Annotated in this window: 16 protein-coding genes; 12 read left to right on the top strand and 4 right to left on the bottom strand. The window is 38.9% G+C overall.

Annotation, left to right across the window (positions count from 1 at the left end; translation table 11 throughout):
• The first annotated feature begins 148 nt into the window (after positions 1 to 148).
• Positions 149 to 1,477, top strand: a complete 1,329-nt coding sequence (locus tag KG732_RS00740; RefSeq protein ID WP_213520255.1) for a DASH family cryptochrome — start codon at positions 149 to 151, stop codon at positions 1,475 to 1,477.
• Positions 1,478 to 1,715: 238 nt separating this feature from the next.
• A complete protein-coding gene (locus KG732_RS00735; protein ID WP_213520253.1) occupies positions 1,716 to 3,257 on the top strand; it encodes a cryptochrome/photolyase family protein in 1,542 nt (513 codons plus the stop codon).
• Positions 3,258 to 3,454: 197 nt separating this feature from the next.
• On the opposite strand, the gene KG732_RS00730 is transcribed toward KG732_RS00735, so the two are convergent.
• The 4 genes from KG732_RS00730 to KG732_RS00715 all read right to left on the bottom strand — a co-directional run bounded on the left by KG732_RS00730 (position 3,455) and on the right by KG732_RS00715 (position 8,958).
• The gene (locus KG732_RS00730; RefSeq protein ID WP_300980259.1) at positions 3,455 to 4,006 is read right to left on the bottom strand and encodes a type 1 periplasmic binding fold superfamily protein; all 552 of its coding nucleotides are present in this window, start codon (positions 4,004 to 4,006) and stop codon (positions 3,455 to 3,457) included.
• Positions 4,007 to 4,053: 47 nt separating this feature from the next.
• Positions 4,054 to 6,519, bottom strand: a complete 2,466-nt coding sequence (locus KG732_RS00725; protein WP_213520251.1) for a TonB-dependent receptor — start codon at positions 6,517 to 6,519, stop codon at positions 4,054 to 4,056.
• Positions 6,520 to 6,720: 201 nt separating this feature from the next.
• Entirely contained in the window at positions 6,721 to 7,023 is a 303-nt protein-coding gene (locus tag KG732_RS00720; RefSeq protein WP_213520249.1) for a hypothetical protein, read from the bottom strand.
• 36 nt (positions 7,024 to 7,059) lie between these two features.
• Complete coding sequence (locus KG732_RS00715) at positions 7,060 to 8,958, bottom strand: putative porin (protein WP_300980258.1); 1,899 nt, start codon at positions 8,956 to 8,958, stop codon at positions 7,060 to 7,062.
• 312 nt (positions 8,959 to 9,270) lie between these two features.
• On the opposite strand from KG732_RS00715, the gene KG732_RS00710 reads away from it, so the two are divergent.
• The 10 genes from KG732_RS00710 to ftsY all read left to right on the top strand — a co-directional run bounded on the left by KG732_RS00710 (position 9,271) and on the right by ftsY (position 18,717).
• Positions 9,271 to 9,852: a ribonuclease HII gene (locus tag KG732_RS00710; RefSeq protein ID WP_213521164.1), complete on the top strand. Its 582-nt coding sequence runs from the start codon at positions 9,271 to 9,273 to the stop codon at positions 9,850 to 9,852.
• Positions 9,853 to 9,937: 85 nt separating this feature from the next.
• Positions 9,938 to 12,370 carry a hypothetical protein gene (locus tag KG732_RS00705; RefSeq protein ID WP_213520245.1) on the top strand — a complete coding sequence of 811 codons (2,433 nt, stop codon included), beginning with the start codon at positions 9,938 to 9,940 and terminating at the stop codon, positions 12,368 to 12,370.
• Between the two features lie 649 nt (positions 12,371 to 13,019).
• Positions 13,020 to 14,492 carry an IMP dehydrogenase gene (gene guaB / locus KG732_RS00700; RefSeq protein ID WP_213520243.1) on the top strand — a complete coding sequence of 491 codons (1,473 nt, stop codon included), beginning with the start codon at positions 13,020 to 13,022 and terminating at the stop codon, positions 14,490 to 14,492.
• Positions 14,493 to 14,495: 3 nt separating this feature from the next.
• Positions 14,496 to 15,110: a fumarylacetoacetate hydrolase family protein gene (locus KG732_RS00695; protein ID WP_213520241.1), complete on the top strand. Its 615-nt coding sequence runs from the start codon at positions 14,496 to 14,498 to the stop codon at positions 15,108 to 15,110.
• Positions 15,107 to 15,442: an Hpt domain-containing protein gene (locus tag KG732_RS00690; protein WP_213520239.1), complete on the top strand. Its 336-nt coding sequence runs from the start codon at positions 15,107 to 15,109 to the stop codon at positions 15,440 to 15,442. Before KG732_RS00695 ends, KG732_RS00690 begins: the two co-directional genes overlap by 4 nt.
• On the top strand, positions 15,443 to 16,699 hold the full coding sequence (locus tag KG732_RS00685; protein WP_213520237.1) for a CinA family nicotinamide mononucleotide deamidase-related protein: 1,257 nt from the start codon (positions 15,443 to 15,445) through the stop codon (positions 16,697 to 16,699).
• Positions 16,700 to 16,758: 59 nt separating this feature from the next.
• A complete protein-coding gene (gene rpmB, locus KG732_RS00680) occupies positions 16,759 to 16,998 on the top strand; it encodes a 50S ribosomal protein L28 (RefSeq protein ID WP_213520235.1) in 240 nt (79 codons plus the stop codon).
• A 19-nt stretch (positions 16,999 to 17,017) separates the two neighbouring features.
• Positions 17,018 to 17,203 carry a 50S ribosomal protein L33 gene (gene rpmG, locus KG732_RS00675; RefSeq protein WP_213520233.1) on the top strand — a complete coding sequence of 62 codons (186 nt, stop codon included), beginning with the start codon at positions 17,018 to 17,020 and terminating at the stop codon, positions 17,201 to 17,203.
• Between the two features lie 7 nt (positions 17,204 to 17,210).
• Complete coding sequence (locus tag KG732_RS00670) at positions 17,211 to 17,363, top strand: DUF4295 domain-containing protein (RefSeq protein WP_101012092.1); 153 nt, start codon at positions 17,211 to 17,213, stop codon at positions 17,361 to 17,363.
• A gap of 400 nt (positions 17,364 to 17,763) precedes the next feature.
• Positions 17,764 to 18,717, top strand: coding sequence for a signal recognition particle-docking protein FtsY (gene ftsY / locus KG732_RS00665; RefSeq protein ID WP_213520231.1), 954 nt, complete (start codon positions 17,764 to 17,766; stop codon positions 18,715 to 18,717).
• The last annotated feature ends 15 nt before the right edge of the window (positions 18,718 to 18,732 follow it).

Below are 18,732 nucleotides of genomic sequence, written 5' to 3'. Positions count from 1 at the left end.
CATTCGGCGCAAGAAAAGAACTCCAAAAGGCGACAATATAATTTCACTGGGGCAGAATTCATTCTGCCATTGGACAGATGATTTTTGTCGGTATGGAGAAAGAGTATAGCAAAGCCGTTCTGTAATGGCTTGACAAAAAAAGAAGAATATGAGCAACCTAGTTTGGTTTAGAAATGATTTAAGAGTAGCAGATAATCAAAGCCTAAAAGCGGCTTGTGAGATGGAGGGTGATGTCATTGGGGTTTATTTTTTTGATCCTAATTTTTACGAAAAAAGCAGTTTTGATTTAGAGTTGGAGCTGCCCTTTGGTAAAACAGGTAAATACCGGGCTCAGTTGATTAGGGAGGCCTTAGAGGATTTACGCATTCATCTTGAAAAGCACCGGATTCCGCTGTTGATATTTCATGCCACTCCAGCGGCTGTTATTCCAAGATTAATAGAGCAACATGCCATTTCAAATATTTTTCTCCAAAAGGAATGGACTCGTGACGAGTTGAAACAAGAAGAAGATTTAGGAAAGGCGATAGAAAGTGCCGGATTAAAAGATCAAGTAAAAGGGCATCGAATTTACGATCAGTTCTTATTTCACCCAGACGATGTGCCTTTTGAAAATTGGAGTCAGCTGCCTCGAGTTTTTACAGAATTTAGAAAGAAGTGCGAAAAGCAGTGTGAGGTGCGTGATTTGGTTAGTATTGAAAATTACCAACAACAGGCACCAGAAGTAGAGGTGACTTCTATCCCGACTTTAAAAGAATTGGGATTGGAAGACTTTGAAAAAGACAGCCGCAGTGCTTTTCCTTGGAATGGAGGCGCGACCGCTGCTTGGGAACGATTGGATCACTATTTTTGGCAAACGAAAAAACTTCAATATTATAAAAATACCAGAAATGGACTAGTAGGAATTGATTACAGCAGTAAGTTCAGTGCATGGCTGGCGATAGGTTGTATATCTGCTAAACAGATTTATCACGAAGTAAAACGATTTGAAAAAGAGGTTAAAAAGAATCAAGACACCTACTGGCTTATTTTTGAATTGATATGGAGGGATTTCTTTAAGTATGTTTCACTTAAACATAAAAGTGAGATTTTTCAAATAGGGGGGATACTTCAAAATGATTACGAATGGAACTCTAGTGAGCGCGAACTTAAAAAGTGGATAGCAGGAGAAACACACGAACCTTTTGTAAATGCAAATATGAAAGAACTTGCTGCTACTGGATTTATGAGCAACCGCGGCAGACAGAATGTGGCGAGCTATTGGTCCATGCACAAAGAACAAGATTGGAGAATAGGAGCTGCTTATTTTGAACACATCCTCATCGATTATGATGTACATTCTAATTATGGCAACTGGATGTATAACAGTGGAGTAGGAAACGATCCGAGAAACAGAACTTTTAATATAGAATTACAAGCCAGCCGTTATGATGCTGATGGAAAGTTCCAGCAGTTGTGGTTGCAAGAAGGATTGTTTTAAATGAAATGGAACTTGAAATTGAAATTGAATTCGATCTCGAAAATGGAACAAGATGCCACATTCATTCGGCAGCGTAAAAAAATGCTGACTGTTGAGAATATAATTTTACAGAGGAGGATTTATTCTGGCATTGGACAGATGGTTTTTGTCCACGTCTAGAAAGAATTTAGCGAAGCCGTTATGCAACGGCTTGACACCATAAAAAGATTTCCGCCTGCGCGGAAATTAAATAGAACATATGAAAACACTGAGATTAGTACTGGGCGATCAACTCAATCATCAACATTCCTGGTTCCATGGGGATCAAGAAAATGTGACTTATTTTATGGCAGAGATGCGCCAGGAGACGGACTATGTAACGCATCACATTCAAAAAGTAGTAGCCTTTTTTATGGCGATGCGTGGTTTTAATTCTTGGATACAAGAGCGAGGATGGAAGAGTGTGTATTATAACTTAGACAATAAAAGCAACACTCAAGATCTTGTAAAGAATCTACAACATCTTATTAAAGAACAGGGTATCGAAAAGTTTGAATACCTCGCACCAGATGAATGGCGGTTGGATCAACAGTTGAAAACCTTTTGTAAATCGCTAAATATAGAATGGCAAGCTTATGATACCGAGCATTTCTTCACTAAGAGAAATGATGTAAAAAAGTTTTTTGAAGGTAAAAAACGCTGGACCATGGAATACTTCTACCGCGATATGCGCAAGAAATATGATATCATGATAGAAGGCGATCAAGAGCCTGAAGGAGGTAAATGGAATTACGATCATAGCAACCGCAATAAATGGGATGAAAAGACCCCTATCCCACACGAACGCAGGTTTAGAAAAGAGGTCACTGAAATTACTGATTTACTGAAAAAGGAAGGGGTGAAAACTATAGGTCGCATCGATCCGTCTAATTTTAATTGGCCCACTACGCGTCAAGAAGGATTAGACGTGTTGAATTATTTCTGTGAGCATTTGTTGGTTCATTTTGGCGATTTTCAAGATGCCATGCATACCGACCATGAGTACCTGTTTCATTCCAGATTGAGTTTTGCGATGAATTGTAAACTCCTTTCTCCATTGGAAGTTATTGAGGCTGTTATATCTCGCTTTCGCGAAAGCGGAACACCAGCAATAGACATTTCTCAAGTAGAAGGTTTTATAAGGCAAATTTTAGGCTGGCGCGAATTCATGCGCGGGATTTACTGGAGTGAAATGCCTGGCTACCAAATAAAAAACGCTTTAGAAAATAAAAATAAACTACCTGAATTTTATTGGACTGGTGATACCAAGATGAATTGCCTCAAACATGCTATTAACAACTCGCTAGACAATGCTTATGCCCACCACATACAGCGATTGATGATCACGGGGAACTACGCATTACTCAACATGACCGACCCAAGTTATGTGGACGAGTGGTATTTAGGAATTTACATTGATGCCATAGAATGGGTAGAAATCACCAACACCAGAGGCATGTCTCAATGGGCAGATGGAGGGATTGTCGCTACCAAACCTTATGTATCCAGCGGTAGTTATATCAACAAGATGAGTAACTACTGTAAAGGTTGTGCTTATCAAGTAGCTAAGAAGAAAGCAGAAGAAGACGCTTGCCCCTTCAACTCTTTGTATTGGAATTTTCTGGCAGAAAAAGAAGCGCATTTAAAGAACAACCAGCGTATGAACATGATGATGGCATTGCTGCGCAAGATGGATCCAGAATTATTGAAGAAACACCGTCAACGTGCCCAAAAGGTGATCGATTTTCCAGGAGACTTTTAATTTATTTTATCCAATCAGCAAAGTTATGGATTGATAAATTTGGGTGATGTACTAGCAAGAAAAAATTGGACTATTGTAGTAAAATGGTTAAGTAATTTTAAGGCGTCATTTTATTCTTGCATTTAATAAGAACAATAAAGCCCATTAAAGCAATAATTACTTTAACGGGCTTTAGGTATTAGGTAATCCAAACTTATTTACTCCACTTCAAAAGTAAAACTCACTTCTGCATCGGTTTCACCACCGGCACCACTTAGAGTGTTGTCGTTAGGTTTTGTAGGCTCGTGACGCAATACTACTGTTAGTGTTCCTGTTCCTACGGCACCAGTTTGGAAGCTGGTGACTACCCCTAGCGGATTTCCATTATTATCCACATCTGTTTTTGTTATCGTAAGCTCGTTAACGCTAGTGATATAAAATACTTCGTGTTCATTGGACTCTTCAATTACTTCTTCCGTAATGTCTTCAGATGGCGCAATGGATTCATTTAGGAAACGCACTTCTCCCAGATATGTACTGTTGGTATTTACAGTTCCTGTAATAGTGATTACTGGGTCGTCCGGACCTTCACCATCTATATCGACTGATTTAAATAGGACCACATTAGTGGCGTCAGTGGAGTTGGTGAGTTCTAATTCTACTGTAGTAATCAGTTCTTCTTCATTGATGATAGTAACTGGGTCATCATCAGTACAGGAAGTCATAAAGAATACAGCGACTAAGGGTAAAGCTAGGATTGATTTTTTCATTGTTTTCATTGTTTTCATTGTTTTCATTGTTTTCATTTTTGTTGTTTTTAAAAGTTATAGATAATTTGTAACTGAATGTCTCGACCTACTTCGTTTGCATAGAAACGTTGTCGGTTGAGGTAATTGCGGTACTGGGTATTAAATAAGTTGTTGGTGCTAAGGTTGATTTTGGTATTCGCTTTCGCGAAAGCGTAACTCACACCAACATTCCATAGACTATAAGCGGCTGGAGTGCTGGAAATATCTACCGTAGAGGTGATGAGTTGTCCTTGATCATCAGGAATACTCACATCATAGTTGTTATTTGGAAATCGATTTTGTTGCAGTACAGTTTGATTTGCCAGTCTAAAATCCAGACGCTTTACAAAAGCATTGTACCAGATAAGCTGTGTCTCCATCTGGAATGGAGGCATATCTATAAGCGGTATACCATTGCTCGAATCGGTTCCATGGATATAAGAAATATTACTTTCTAGGCTCACTAATTTTGTCAATTCATCAACGATTTCATCAGGATTTGTTTTCATTTCCTTTGCTGGTCTTTTGGTCCAGAAATCATAACTAGCGTGCACATCTACTCCATATAGTCGTGCATTTATTTGCTCGTATTGAAATACAGGGAAAGCACCTCGTATAGTCGTTTCAATTCCTGTAGGGATCAATTGTATAAAATCAGTTACAAAGTTCATATACGGATTGATTTCAAAATCTAGATCACCTTCATTTCCATGAAAAGTAGCATTTACTTTATAAGACTGCTCTTTTTTCAGGTCCAGTCTTCCCAACTCAATAGTTGCTAAGGCATGGTGCAACCCATCGCTGAATAGCTCACTAGGATTAGGAGCTCGGTTAGCACTACTCAAATTGAGAGCTAGATCGTAGTGCCGATCCCATAAGTATTTTGCGCCAGCGGTAAAAGCAAATAAATCGTATTGGAATGCTGGATTGGTCAGAATTTGATTTCCTTGTTCGCCTATTTCAAATGCAGCAAATTGCACCTCATAACCCAAATCTTCCCAGCGGCTTTGCAAGTAGAATTTGGTCGCGTTGATATCATAACGATCATATCTCATGCCTGCGTCCAGCACCCATTTTTCAGATGGTTCGTGAGTCAGACTGGCAAAGGCACCTATTTTATTGGCATCATAATCTGGAATCAATCTTCTTACACCAGTCGCAGCATTGGGTCTGTTCAATTGGTTCATATAATCTATTCCGGCTTCATAGGTGGTGTTTTCAAAAGCATCTGCTATACCATATAGACTTATGTTTTGAGTTTGTAAGTCGATGTCTAGAGAAGCGAGACCCACATTTGCACCACGCCTAATGTCAAATTCTTTGCGGTTATTGAACTGAAAGGAATAGTCCATACTCAATTTACCTAATCCAGCAAATCGTTTAAACACGTTGAATTGCAGCCCGTGATGGGCCACTTGTTGTTTTGGCGCGTCTATATCATAAGTAAACTCATTGATAATAAGTGGCTGCCTAGAGTTGATGCTGCGTACTAAATCGCCGGCGTTTCCTATATGGGAGGCTCTTAAAATTCCTATATCACTGTTGTAGAAGGAATATTTAGCACTTGCTCCATACTCAAAGGTTTTGAAACCTACTCCTAGATTTACAGCAGCTGTTTCACTTCCTGTATTGCTTAATACATAGTCTGGTGCTTCAAAATCACCTAGCTTTTTATAGGTTAGTGTTGCTTGCTGGTACCATCCAGAGGCGCGATACTTATTAATAGTAGTTGTTGCGCTACCGCCACGGCCATTGGTCTGTCCTTGTAGGATCGCATGTCCTCTTAAGGTATCTTTTGAAATGACACGAGCAGGCTCTATAAGAATAGTACCTCCTATAGCATCTCCTCCGTACCTCAATGCACTAGCTCCTTTGATGATCTGTATATTGCTAGCGGTATTGAGATCTATATTAGGAGCATGTTCAACACCCCATTCTTGATCTTGTTGTCGCAACCCATCATTGACGATCGCTACGCGACTTCCATAAAGGCCATGTACCACAGGCTTTACAACACTATTCCCTGTTTTTAAGGAGCTCACCCCAGGGACTGTTGCCAGAGCGTCACCTAAAGAGCCACCGCTGTATTCCTGAATTTTTTCAGCATTAATTCTAGTGCTGGATTGGGTGCTGGCATGGTTGTCATGAACGTCTGCAAGTACGTTTACGGTTTCTAATTCGCTGATATGATGCTCTAAAGAAATATTCAGGGTTCTGTTTTGACCTATTTCAAAGGTTATTTTCTTGGTCTCACAATCGTAATGCGATACGTTGATGTCATAAGTTCCCGGGCAGAGACCACTTATTTTATAAGAGCCATCTGCATTTGAGATATACGTCTTTTGTAATTGGACCACATAAATTTGGGCCAATTCCAAAGGTTTGGAATCGTGGAAATCTATTACTTTTCCTTGGAGCACAAGCGTGCATTCTTGTGCATTGCTGAAGCAAAAGCTGAGAAATACAGCTATAGCTACGAGTTGTTTAGTAAACATGTTTAAAATTTAAATGACTGCCAAGTGTTGGGGCGAGAAGCCCACTTTAATTCAAGCAATAACTAAGTAAGTGAAAAGGAGGGTAAAATAATTGGAGTTAATTTTCTATCCAAAAACTGATCAACTTAAAGTGGAGCTTTAGCTGTGCTTTAGTTTTCAGGATATAAGAATAAAAAAAACAAATTATAGAAGACCTTTCATCTAGATAGCGTCCATTGAAAATGGCGGTGGTCGTGTGGTGTGGATAATGGATTGGGACTCCGCTTTCGCGAAAGCGAGATCAACGTCAATCTTTTCCTTGATACGAACAAATGCAATAGGATCAAATTCTACCGCAGCAGCTACGTCAAAAGATTGGGTCTGAAAATCCTGAGCAACTATACAAATCGCGCATTCTGTGCTGTCTTCCTCATGAGAGAATTCATGGACCACAGAGAGTTGTGCTGCTATAAACAACAACAACAAAAAAGAAGCGATAATGGATTTACGTATAGCCACAGTCAAATATAGGCAGATGTCGTCTTAAAAAAATCTAAAATTTTATAAAAAGAAATTCCATACCAACCCAAAACGAATACTAAAGTCTCGATAGGGATTGCGGGGTGCACTAAAATAATTGGTATTTCCGGCAAAAAGCTGGTTGGCATGTTCCAGTTTAAAGAAGATTCTGGTCTGTCTTATTTTTGCATTTACAAATAGATCTATCATCGGGAAACCGCCTAGTTCCTCTGTATTTTGACTGTAAAACTCTCCTAAAACTGGATCGTATCCATCCATGTGATATTCCGTAAAATACTTTGCTGTGACTCCTGTCTGGAGCAACAAGGCGTTTTTAAAGAACCTGTTTTTGTAGTAGAAGGTACTGCGGGCCGTGAGGTCGGGAACGTTGATGATGTCATCAGTTTGTGTAACTTGTTGATACATCAGCGTGTTGTCAAGTCCAAAGTGCTTCAAAAAACTGATGTCTTTATTGAGTTTAATTTTGAGATAGGTAATATCTCCACTGGCCTGAAGTGGTAAAGCGTTATAGCCAGTTACTTCATTGTTGGTATTGGTAACCAGACTTTGCGCAAAATACACATGGTCTTGTAGGGTGGTAAAAGTCACTTGAGCGTTGACATATTTCTCAGAATCGATAAGGAAGCTCAGTTCTTGTTTTTCGATATTGTTAAAGCTGTTTTGCCAGTTGTAGTTGAGGTAATCGCTTTGATGAAGCGTAAATATAAAATCTGGTGCGCGAGAACTGATCGCTAGACCAGCTGTTACAGCAACATCCTTAAATGTATAGGAAGCCTGCCCGTTGATAAACTGACCGTCGAGGTCTCCTGCGATATTCACACCACCAGTTGCGGTAACATCAAATTTACCGATGCGCTTTTCAAAGGCTGCTTTGAACTGATAGAGTTCTCCTATCAGTCGGTTGTTAATGACCCCGCTGTTTTGATTGATCAATCTATCGTAGCCGTAGTTGTATTTATGTCTAGCAACTCCAGCTTTATAAAAGCCTAACAAATGATGATCATAAGTAGCGCCAGCTTCTATCATTCCCTCCTCTAGATTTGTTTGGTCTTGTAGGTTAGAAGAAATATATGCTTCACCTAGAAAGCCTTCATCAGCACTGTTTTGAGAAAATCGGTAATATTTATCTTCGTAATAAGCTTTGTTATATATGCGACCACTATAATATGAGGTGCTGTCTTTTTTTCCTATTATTTCATAATCTTGATCTATATAAAATCGTTTTCCGTCCAGAAGGCTTTCGGCATCGGTGAGGTTGGGTTCTAACCTTCCTCTGTTTTGAAAATTGGCTTCATCATCTCTAAAGCCCTGTAAAGAAGCCGCTTCTAGACCTCCATTTTCTTCATTTAAATGGTCTTGAAAAACGGTGTGTACTCTGAGTCGGTAGGCTTTATTTTTTGAGGTGTAGCTAGAAGTGAATTTGAAATTGCCAGAACTGCTCAAGGTGTTGACATAGTTACCTGCGCTGCGCACTCCTTTATAGCTGATAGAGAAATTGAATTGGGGAGATAAGTTAGAAGTAAATAATGCTTCTAATTGCTGCCCTTGATTCACCGCGGTTTTAAAATATAAATCAGTTAAAGGAGTAGGGACGTAGTAGTCAAAAACATCGTCAATCTCATAATAATTTTGGTGTCTTGCTCGAGATCCTAATCGAGGAGATAGAAGTTCTAGGTCAAAGCTTTTACCCAACTCGTTATAAGGCTGTCCTACATTATGAAAGGGCATGAGCTCAAAATCGTCTTGACGCAGGTAGTTGAATTTAAAATCCTTTGCCATGGTAAGGGTGGTGTCCAAATAAGTGGTATCTCGTTTTTGAGAGATGATCAGGTAGTCGGTGATAGGTGGTTTTTCTCCCTCAACAGTTACTTCTTTGTTACTTATAGGTCTGTTTTGATCGTTGATAGTACCTTTTTGCAAAGGCGGTTTTTCCCTTTGAGCCAAAAGGGCCAACGGCATCAAAAAAAATAAAAAGAAAAGTCGTTTCATAAACATCACGGCAAACAGAGTTCAAAAGTAATACCTATTTTAATCATAAAAGGACGAATAAGAAGCGAAGTTGGTTTTTTGATGCCCGTATCGGTGAATACTTTTCATAGAGACCGCTTGGGAAAGCGCCATTAGCAACTGCCAAGAAAAAAAAAGATACCAGTGAAGGTGCCTCAAGTGATGTTAATTAATGGTATCTTGATAGAACCGATTTTAAATTGTTGCTATGATGTATTTTTGAAAATGCTTTTAAATCAAATACATCACGGAATAATAGAATGCGGTACAGATGAGGCGGGACGAGGCTGTCTTTGTGGGCCAGTAACTGCTGCTGCGGTCATTTTACCGCTGGATTTTAAATCAGCTTTATTAGACGATAGTAAAAAGCTTTCGCGAAAGCGCAGGTACGAGCTTAGGACCTTGATCGAAGAGCAAGCACTGGATTACCATGTGTCGCATGTGATGATGGAAAAGATAGATGAGATCAATATTTTACAAGCCAGTATTCTTGCCATGCATCAGGCTATAGACGGATTAACCATACGTCCAGAGCATATTGCTGTTGATGGTAATAAGTTCCATCCTTATGGAGAAATACCTGCAACTACGGTGATAAAAGGAGATGGAATGTATTTACACATCGCAGCGGCTTCAGTTCTTGCAAAAACCTATAGAGATGATTTTATGGCGCGTATTGCACAGGAACATCCAGAGTACAGCTGGGAAAAAAATCAAGGTTACCCTACTAAGAAACACCGAGATGCGATAAGAAAACACGGTACAACTCCTTATCATCGCATGACTTTTAAATTACTCTCAGATTAGTTGATATTAGCTTTATAAGTTGTTCGCATTTCTAACGTTTTGAAGGATCATCCTATTTACTTTTGTATTAATTAAATTGACTTCCATGCGCAATAGTATTGCTCTTATTATCTTAGTACTTACCTGTATATCTTGTCAGGAGAATAATCAAATCAACAAAGATTTGATCAACCGCATTCCTACCGATGCTAAGATTATTGTTCATACAGATAATTTAGAAGATTTGAATCAGTTTTTTAGCGGTAATGAATTGTTGAATAAATTATCAGCGCTTTCGCGCATTAAAGAAATAAAGGAAGCCAGTTCTTTTCTTAAAAATTACGATACAAAAGAGGAGTCTTTGCTTGCATTGAGTATAGAAGGTAAAAATGAAGTGGTCATTACACTCATTACTTCTCCCTTAAAAAAGACTATAGATACTACTTCAACTACTTCTGAAATTATATATAACGACGCAAAAATCATTAAAAAGGAAATTGATAAGCGCAGTTATTATTCAGTAAATCACAAAGGAGTGCACCTAGCGAGTTCTTCCTTGTTGGTATTAGAAAGCATTGTAAGAAGGGATATCTCTGATTATGTTTTTGACGATGGGTTTCAAAATATCTATAACCGAACTAAAAGTGGCAGCTCTTTTTACGTTAAAGCAACAGAAAAGAAGTGGTTGGAGCAATTCCTTTTAGGTAAAAACATCAGTGACAATGGAAACCATGCCGAGTGGTATCAACTAGAGGCTCGTAGTGGAGGTCCTTATTTTCAATTGGATGGCATTATCACGTATCAGGACAGTCTAAAAATGGATCACGACTTGTACAACAACCTAGATACAGCTGAAAATCATATTCAAGACATTGTGCCTTTAAGTTTTAGAAGTTTAAAATCGGTTACTTACCAAAACCCTTCCCAACTTATTGACAACTTGAAAAGATACCACAGTAATGAGGTAAAAGTGGGGAGCCAGTTGATGGCAATTTTAGAGAATACCCAAGAAATGAGTGAGGTAAAACTGGAGAAAACAAATGCATTGGTATTTACGCTAAAACCATACGAAGCCATTTTCATGAATCTAGACAGTCTTTCTGTCGCTATGTCGACGTACCGGGATCACCTGATTTATGAATTGACGAATCCTATAAAGACTCATGCGATACGACCTTTAGTGCAAGCCAAAGAGTACCAATTTGTCACCGTTCTTGATCAATACTTTATTTGTTCCCCTACAGTTAGTGCAGCAGAAGAGTTGATCTCAAATTACCAAAACAAAACGTTTTTATCAGAGCAACCTTGGTGGGAGGATGTGAGACAAACCTTGAGCAATAGCAGCAGCCTTCTTAAAATCACCAGTAACAAAGAGTTTAAAGAGGTGGCAAAAGACAGTGATCAAGATGATCTGAAGTTGATTCAACAACTCGATGAAAATGACTTCCCTGTAATGATTAGTCAGTATGTTCATGAAAAGGAATACGCGCATTACCACTTAATGGTTCCTTATGCAGTGGGTAAAAGTAATCAAATGAAAATCAGTCAAATAGCCTCGTATAATTCACCTAAAAAGATCATTTCAGGGCCATTTTTATTTCCCAATCATTTGAGTAAAAGACATGATGTAGCTTTTCAAGACGAGGACTTCACCCTACATTTACTTTCTGAAGTTGGAAAAAAATGGTGGAGTAAAAAATTAGATGGGCCTATTCTTGGAGAAATAGAAGTGACAGACGCCTATAAAAATGGTCGCAAACAAATGGCTTTTACTACTGACAAGTCCGTATATTTTCTAGATAGAAATGGTAAAGATGTGAACGCCTATCCGCAACAGTTTAAAGATGCGATTACACAACCTTTAAGCGTCTTTGATTATGATGGCCGCCGTGAATACCGTTTTTTAGTCACTCAAGGCGATGCGTTGATCATGCTGGACATAGAAGGGAAAAAAGTGAGTGGGTTTTCTTACAAAAAATCAAATAAGATCACCAGCCAGCCGCAACACTTTAGGGTAGGAATAAAGGATTATATCGCTTTCGCGAAAGCGGACAATTCTATAGCATTATTGAGTAGAACGGGTTCTACACGCACCACTGTTAAAGAAAAGCCAACGCTTAAAACATCCTTATTTTTAAATAAAAACAGAGTCTTAGCCTTAACTGAAGACGGTAAATTGATGCAGTTGGATCCCGTATTGGGAATCTTGACTTATAACGATGCGTACCAAAGTGTTGATGCCTTAGTGGCTAATTCAAGAATGCTATTGATTCAAAATAACAACGAGCTAAGTATCAATGGGTATGATGTAACATTACCTTATGGGACTTACTTGCCAGCTCAAGTTACTCGTCTTTCCAGCGGTGATTTTATTCATCTTATTGAAACAGGAGAAAACAAGGTGTATATCATGGATAGGAAAGGTGACATCCTTTCTTCCTTACCAGTTTATGGAACAACTAAAAGTGCTATAGCCCAATCTAAGAATCGATACCTGGCTACTTTAGATGGTGATGAGGTGATTGTATATAAATGGTAAGTGTACTTCAATTGTGTTGAATAAGAGGGGCCTCAAGATGCTGTAATACACTATAGCATCCAAAACGTGCTATTCAGGTCACAGGTCTCTTATTAAACAAGGAATTTCATACAGTCTAGGATAAAATTTTAAATATTTGCTCGTCATCGGCTTGAATATCTTTAGGATTGACTCATTGAATGCCCACTCTAAGGTGCTTCACTGATCTTTTTTTAAGAGTTCATTTACGGTATCAATTTTTGTAATCCTTTAATTCTTTCTTAACTGAAGCAATGTTAATTCACTGGCCAGGTAGAGGTCTTATTGCGGTTAGGGGTCAGCTCGAGAGATAGTTGAGAACGTTTACAAATAATGGATTCAACTACTTTTTGTGAGATATTATTAAAATGCAGCTGCTTTAATTGTAGTCTTATTCTTATGATTATAATTGTATCACTAGTTGCTTAAGCCTCATCAAAAATCATTAAAAAAATAGTTATTTCGCTTGAAGTTAATTGTTTAAGACACATAATATCGATGATACTCCCTTTATGCAAAGTTAAGAAAGCTGGTTATTTCTGCGAGAAACAATTGATAACTAATTAAGAATCATAAAAAATCCAACACAAGAATTAAATAGGTATCTTTGCATGCAATAAAATTTTATTGCATGATCTCTCACGAATCCAAGTTTTTAGGCGAAGGGTTAACCTACGACGATGTACTTCTAGTACCTGCTTACAGCGAGGTACTTCCTAGAGAAGTAAGTATCAAATCTAAATTTACCAGAAATATAACACTCAATGCTCCCGTAATTTCGGCAGCAATGGATACCGTTACTGAAAGTCGTATGGCAATTGCTATGGCGCAAGAAGGGGGTATAGGTATTCTTCATAAAAACATGACCATTGAGGCTCAAGCTCAAAAAGTACGTCGTGTAAAACGTGCAGAAAGTGGTATGATTATCGATCCAGTAACCTTGACAGAAAAGGCTACTATAGGAGATGCTAAGGCCAGTATGAGAGAGCACAGTATAGGTGGTATTCCTATTATTGATGCTGAGGGGTACATCAAAGGCATCATTACCAATCGCGATTTGCGTTTTGAAAAAGACGATTCAAGATCAGTAACGGAGGTAATGACTTCAAAAGATTTGGTAACAGCAAAAACAGGAACCTCCTTGCAACAGGCTGAGATTATTCTCCAACAACACAAGATTGAAAAACTGCTCGTTGTCGACGACGAGGGCAAACTGGAAGGATTAATTACCTTTAGAGATATTACAAAGTTAACCCTGCAGCCTAACGCAAACAAAGATCAATACGGTCGCCTGCGTGTAGCGGCCGCTATAGGGGTTACTGGTGATGCGGTAGAAAGAGCTCGTGCGCTAGTTGCTGCAGGAGTAGATGCGGTAGTTATAGATACTGCTCATGGTCATACCAAAGGCGTGGTAGATGTGTTAAAACTAGTAAAAGCAAGTTTTCCAGATCTAGAAGTAGTGGTAGGAAATGTTGCTACTGCTGAGGCTGCAAAATACCTAGCTGACGCTGGAGCAGATGCTGTAAAAGTGGGAATAGGTCCAGGATCTATTTGTACGACTCGTATAGTTGCTGGAGTAGGCTTTCCACAATTAAGTGCCATTATGGAAGCGGCTCATGCTTTAAAAGGAACTGGAGTTCCCGTAATTGCAGACGGCGGAATACGTTATACGGGAGATATACCTAAAGCTATTGCCGCTGGAGCAGATTGTGTTATGCTAGGTTCTATGCTAGCAGGTACAACAGAATCTCCAGGAGAAACCATTATATATGACGGTCGTAAATTTAAATCGTATAGAGGAATGGGTTCTGTGGAAGCCATGCAACACGGTTCTAAAGACCGTTATTTCCAAGATGTAGAAGACGATATTAAAAAATTAGTTCCAGAAGGAATCGTAGGTCGCGTACCTTACAAAGGGGATTTGGTAGAAAGCATGACGCAGTTCTTAGGTGGGTTGCGGGCAGGAATGGGCTATTGTGGTGCAAAGGATATTGAAACATTAAAAGCAACAGGTCGTTTTATAAAAATTACTGCTGCTGGAATGATGGAAAGTCATCCGCATGATGTGACCATCACTAAAGAAGCTCCTAATTACAGTAGATAGACTATGAAAATTATTTGCATAGGCAGGAATTATACCGATCATATAGAGGAGCTAGCAAACCAGCGACCTGAAGAGCCTGTAGTTTTTCTAAAGCCAGATACAGCCCTAGTTTTGCACCAACAGCCTTTTTTTATTCCGCCATGGACTAACGAGGTGCACCATGAAGTGGAAGTAGTCGTAAAGATCAACCGCATCGGTAAACACATCGATGAGAAGTTTGCCCATAAATATTACGAAGAGATAGGTCTTGGTATCGATTTTACAGCTAGAGATGTTCAACAACAACTCAAACAAAAAGGATTGCCTTGGGAAAAGGCCAAAGCCTTTGATGGGGCCGCAGTGATTTCCCGAGACTTTATTAATAAAAGTGAGCTCCCAGAATTGGATAATCTTGAATTTCAGTTGTTTAAAAATGGCGTCTTACAACAAGACGGGAACACCACATGTATGTTGTGGAAGATAGATGAGATCATCGCTTATGTTTCCCAATACTTCACCCTTAAAATAGGAGACTTGATTTACACAGGAACACCTGCTGGAGTTTCTAAAGTATCAGAAAATGATGTTCTAAAAGGCGTGCTTCATGGCAAAGAGCTCTTTGAAATAAGAGTTAAATGAAAAAAGTAACTTACGATTTATCGCAGATCATCGAACTATCTGATAATGACCCCGATTTCATAAAATTAATGGTAGGCATTTTTATTCAAGAAATGACTGTTGATCTGGATCGTTTAGAATTAGCGGTAACAGAAAAAGATCGAGAAAATGTGCAACGCTATGCTCATAAGATAAGACCGTCTCTAGAAATGTTTGGGTTAAGCGGGTACCATAATGCATTAGTGCTGGAGAAATGGGCAAAAAGTGCTGCACTAAAAGATATAAGTGCAGATTTTAAGCACTTATCTCAAGAACTACAAGAAACGTTGATTCAGCTTAAAAGAGATTTTTAAATGAAAGCGACCATAATTACGATAGGGGATGAAATACTTATAGGTCAGATTGTGGATACCAATTCTGCTTGGATGGCACAAGAGCTCAATAAAATAGGTGTCCATGTGCACGAGATCATCTCTATAAGCGACAATAGGGATCATATATTATCCGCTTTCGCGAAAGCGGAATCACAATCAGATTTCGTGCTGATCACAGGTGGATTAGGGCCTACAAAAGACGACATTACTAAATCTGCTATTTGTGAATATTTAAATGATGAATTGGTACTTGATGAAGAAGTATTGGATCATGTGACTCAATTATTTGCCAAGTACATTAAAGATCCTATGGTGTCTATGAATACAGCTCAAGCTATGGTGCCATCCAAAGCAGTGATCCTTAAAAATAATTTTGGAACAGCTCCAGGAATGTGGTTGGAGCGCAGTGCTGTAGTTTTTGTTTCCATGCCAGGCGTTCCTTTTGAAATGAAAGAAATCATGAAGAGTGAGGTGTTGCCTAGAATTCAAAAACTTCCTGGATTACCTCATATACATCATCGGACAATTTTAACCGCTGGTCAAGGAGAAAGTACCATCGCTACCCGAATTGCGCAGTGGGAAGAGGCACTTCCAGCGCATATTAAACTGGCTTATTTGCCAAGTTTAGGAACGGTCAGGCTGCGTTTGTCAACTGTTGGAGTAAATAAATTGCTTCTTGAAAAAGAAGTAGCTGAACAAATCAAAACACTTTACCTGATTATAGAAGATATTATTGTCGGAGAAAGCAATGAAGAGCACTTGGTAGACCAAGTGAGTCGTTTATTTACACAGCAACATAAAACGCTAGCCACCGCAGAAAGTTGTACGGGAGGAAAAATAGCCAACTTAATTACAGAAATTCCAGGAGCCTCAAAGTTCTTTAAAGGAAGTACGATCACTTATGCAACAGCATCAAAAGTGGCCGTTTTGGGTATTGATCCTTTGCTCATTGAGCAACATTCTGTAGTAAGCGCTGAAGTGGCTGAGGCGATGGCTTTAGCCGTAAAAAAACTATTTAATTCAGATTATGCAGTTGCTACTACGGGGAATGCAGGTCCGTCAACAGGAGATAGCGATGCCGACGTAGGAACGGTTTTTATTGGTATAGCTTCGGAAAAAGAGAGTTTTGCGTTGAAATTTATGATGGGGAATCATCGAGAACGAGTGATTCAAAAGACCGTAAATAAGTCATTTGAATTGCTTCAAAAAGAATTATTAAAAAAGCAGCTAATTTAGACTTGTGAGATCGAATTAAATATCGTTATTTTGCATTCCGATTTTAAATAACAATAATCATGTCTCGAGTTTGTGAACTTACTGGAAAATCAGCGATGACTGGAAATAATGTTTCCTTCGCTATGAATAAGACTAAACGTAGATTTAACGTAAATCTTTTCAAGAAGAAATTCTATCTACCGGAAGAAGATAAGTGGGTTACCCTTAAAGTATCTGCTAGAGCAATAAAAAACATCAATAAGAAAGGAATTACTCAAGTAATTAAAGAGGCTCGTACTAAGGGTTTTCTTACTAAGTAATTTTTAAAAAGTACATAAGATGGCAAAAAGTAAAGGAAATAGAATACAAGTGATTCTTCAGTGTACAGAACACAAGGAGTCTGGTATGGCTGGGATGTCTCGTTACATCACTACAAAGAATAAGAAAAACACGCCAGATCGTCTTGAGCTCAAGAAGTTCAATCCGGTCTTGAAGCGTATGACGGTTCATAAAGAAATTAAATAAGTAAGACATGGCAAAGAAATCAATCGCATCCCTACAAACGGGAAATGTAAGATTAACGAAAGCAATCAAAATGGTAAAGTCTCCTAAAACAGGCGCTTATACATTTGTAAGTGCTATTATGGCGCCAGATTTAGTAAACGATTTCTTGAATAAGAAATAAGTTGGTTAATTAAATGTTCCAAACCGTCCTATGAAAATAGGACGGTTTTTTGTTTTGGAACTATCTCAGGATTCCACTTTTTAGAAGGGCGGTATCACAAGAACCACAGCCTTATAAACTTATATAGGGGGACCTTCCGAATCACTTTTGCTCTCCCATTCTCCTAATCACGAAGGAATATTTTTCAATGCGGCTAGGCTGTTTGATGCATAAGTACAATATACCGTGCAGCAGGTGTGCTTTCGTCAGTAGGTAACCATTGTGGCCAAACTATCTCAGAGAACCGCCATGTAGGACCTCTATGTCTAATTTTCTGGAAACCGTCCTGATGTTCTTTCATCACAACTATAGTCATTATTGGCCTTAACTTTCTTATTTTTGTACTCATTCTAAATAAGCCATGAGTTTTTTCAAAAACATATTTTCTAAAGAGAAAAAAGAAACACTAGACAAAGGACTGGAGCACACTAAATCCAGCTTTTTTGACAAACTGGGAAAAGCTGTAGCAGGTAAATCTACTGTAGATGCTGAGCTACTTGATGATCTAGAAGATGTATTGATCTCTAGCGATGTAGGGGTTGCAACAACGGTAAAGATCATTGATCGCATAGAAGCTCGTGTAGCAAAAGACAAATACCTAGGTACTTCCGAATTGAACCAAATCTTACGCGAAGAAATTGCGGGATTGATGAGTAAGGTGAATCAAGGTGATGCTACAGAATTTACCATTCCAGAAACCGATGGTCCTTATGTCATCATGATTGTAGGAGTTAATGGAGTAGGAAAGACCACTACCATTGGTAAATTAGCATACCAACTTAAAAAAGCGGGTAAGAAAGTTGTTTTAGGAGCAGGGGATACTTTTAGAGCCGCTGCAGTAGAACAATTGGATATTTGGGCACAACGAGTAGGTGTAGAGATTGTAAAGCAAGCTATGGGAAGTGACCCTGCAAGTGTCGCTTACGACACCTTACAAAGTGCTGTCGCACAAAATGCAGATGTCGTTCTTATCGATACCGCCGGACGTTTACACAATAAAGTCAACTTGATGAACGAGCTTTCTAAAGTAAAGCGCGTGATGCAAAAAATCATTCCTAACGCTCCCCACGATGTGATGTTGGTACTCGATGGTTCTACAGGTCAAAATGCCTTTGAACAAGCAAAGCAATTTACCGCAACTACCGAAGTAACAAGTCTTGCCGTTACCAAGTTAGACGGCACTGCAAAAGGTGGTGTGGTGATTGGTATTTCTGACCAGTTCCAAATTCCAGTGCGTTATATAGGGGTAGGAGAAGGCTTGGAAGATCTTCAAGTATTTAATAAAGTAGAGTTTGTGGACAGCTTTTTTAATTAGAATCAGGAAGTCCTC

It is taken from the genome of Nonlabens sp. (assembly GCF_018401815.1).
Taxonomy (GTDB): Bacteria; Bacteroidota; Bacteroidia; order Flavobacteriales; family Flavobacteriaceae; genus Nonlabens.
This window is presented reverse-complemented; position numbering and strand designations above follow the sequence as displayed.

Excerpts from the sequence above, each read along its gene's own strand:
- KG732_RS00740 (WP_213520255.1), top strand. The coding sequence starts at position 149 with ATGAGCAACCTAGTTTGGTTTAGAAATGATTTAAGAGTAGCAGATAAT.
- KG732_RS00735 (WP_213520253.1), top strand. The coding sequence starts at position 1,716 with ATGAAAACACTGAGATTAGTACTGGGCGATCAACTCAATCATCAACAT.
- KG732_RS00730 (WP_300980259.1), bottom strand. The coding sequence starts at position 4,006 with ATGAAAAAATCAATCCTAGCTTTACCCTTAGTCGCTGTATTCTTTATG.
- KG732_RS00725 (WP_213520251.1), bottom strand. The coding sequence starts at position 6,519 with ATGTTTACTAAACAACTCGTAGCTATAGCTGTATTTCTCAGCTTTTGC.
- KG732_RS00710 (WP_213521164.1), top strand. The coding sequence starts at position 9,271 with ATGCTTTTAAATCAAATACATCACGGAATAATAGAATGCGGTACAGAT.
- KG732_RS00705 (WP_213520245.1), top strand. The coding sequence starts at position 9,938 with ATGCGCAATAGTATTGCTCTTATTATCTTAGTACTTACCTGTATATCT.
- guaB (WP_213520243.1), top strand. The coding sequence starts at position 13,020 with ATGATCTCTCACGAATCCAAGTTTTTAGGCGAAGGGTTAACCTACGAC.
- KG732_RS00695 (WP_213520241.1), top strand. The coding sequence starts at position 14,496 with ATGAAAATTATTTGCATAGGCAGGAATTATACCGATCATATAGAGGAG.
- KG732_RS00690 (WP_213520239.1), top strand. The coding sequence starts at position 15,107 with ATGAAAAAAGTAACTTACGATTTATCGCAGATCATCGAACTATCTGAT.
- KG732_RS00685 (WP_213520237.1), top strand. The coding sequence starts at position 15,443 with ATGAAAGCGACCATAATTACGATAGGGGATGAAATACTTATAGGTCAG.
- rpmB (WP_213520235.1), top strand. The coding sequence starts at position 16,759 with ATGTCTCGAGTTTGTGAACTTACTGGAAAATCAGCGATGACTGGAAAT.
- rpmG (WP_213520233.1), top strand. The coding sequence starts at position 17,018 with ATGGCAAAAAGTAAAGGAAATAGAATACAAGTGATTCTTCAGTGTACA.
- KG732_RS00670 (WP_101012092.1), top strand. The coding sequence starts at position 17,211 with ATGGCAAAGAAATCAATCGCATCCCTACAAACGGGAAATGTAAGATTA.
- ftsY (WP_213520231.1), top strand. The coding sequence starts at position 17,764 with ATGAGTTTTTTCAAAAACATATTTTCTAAAGAGAAAAAAGAAACACTA.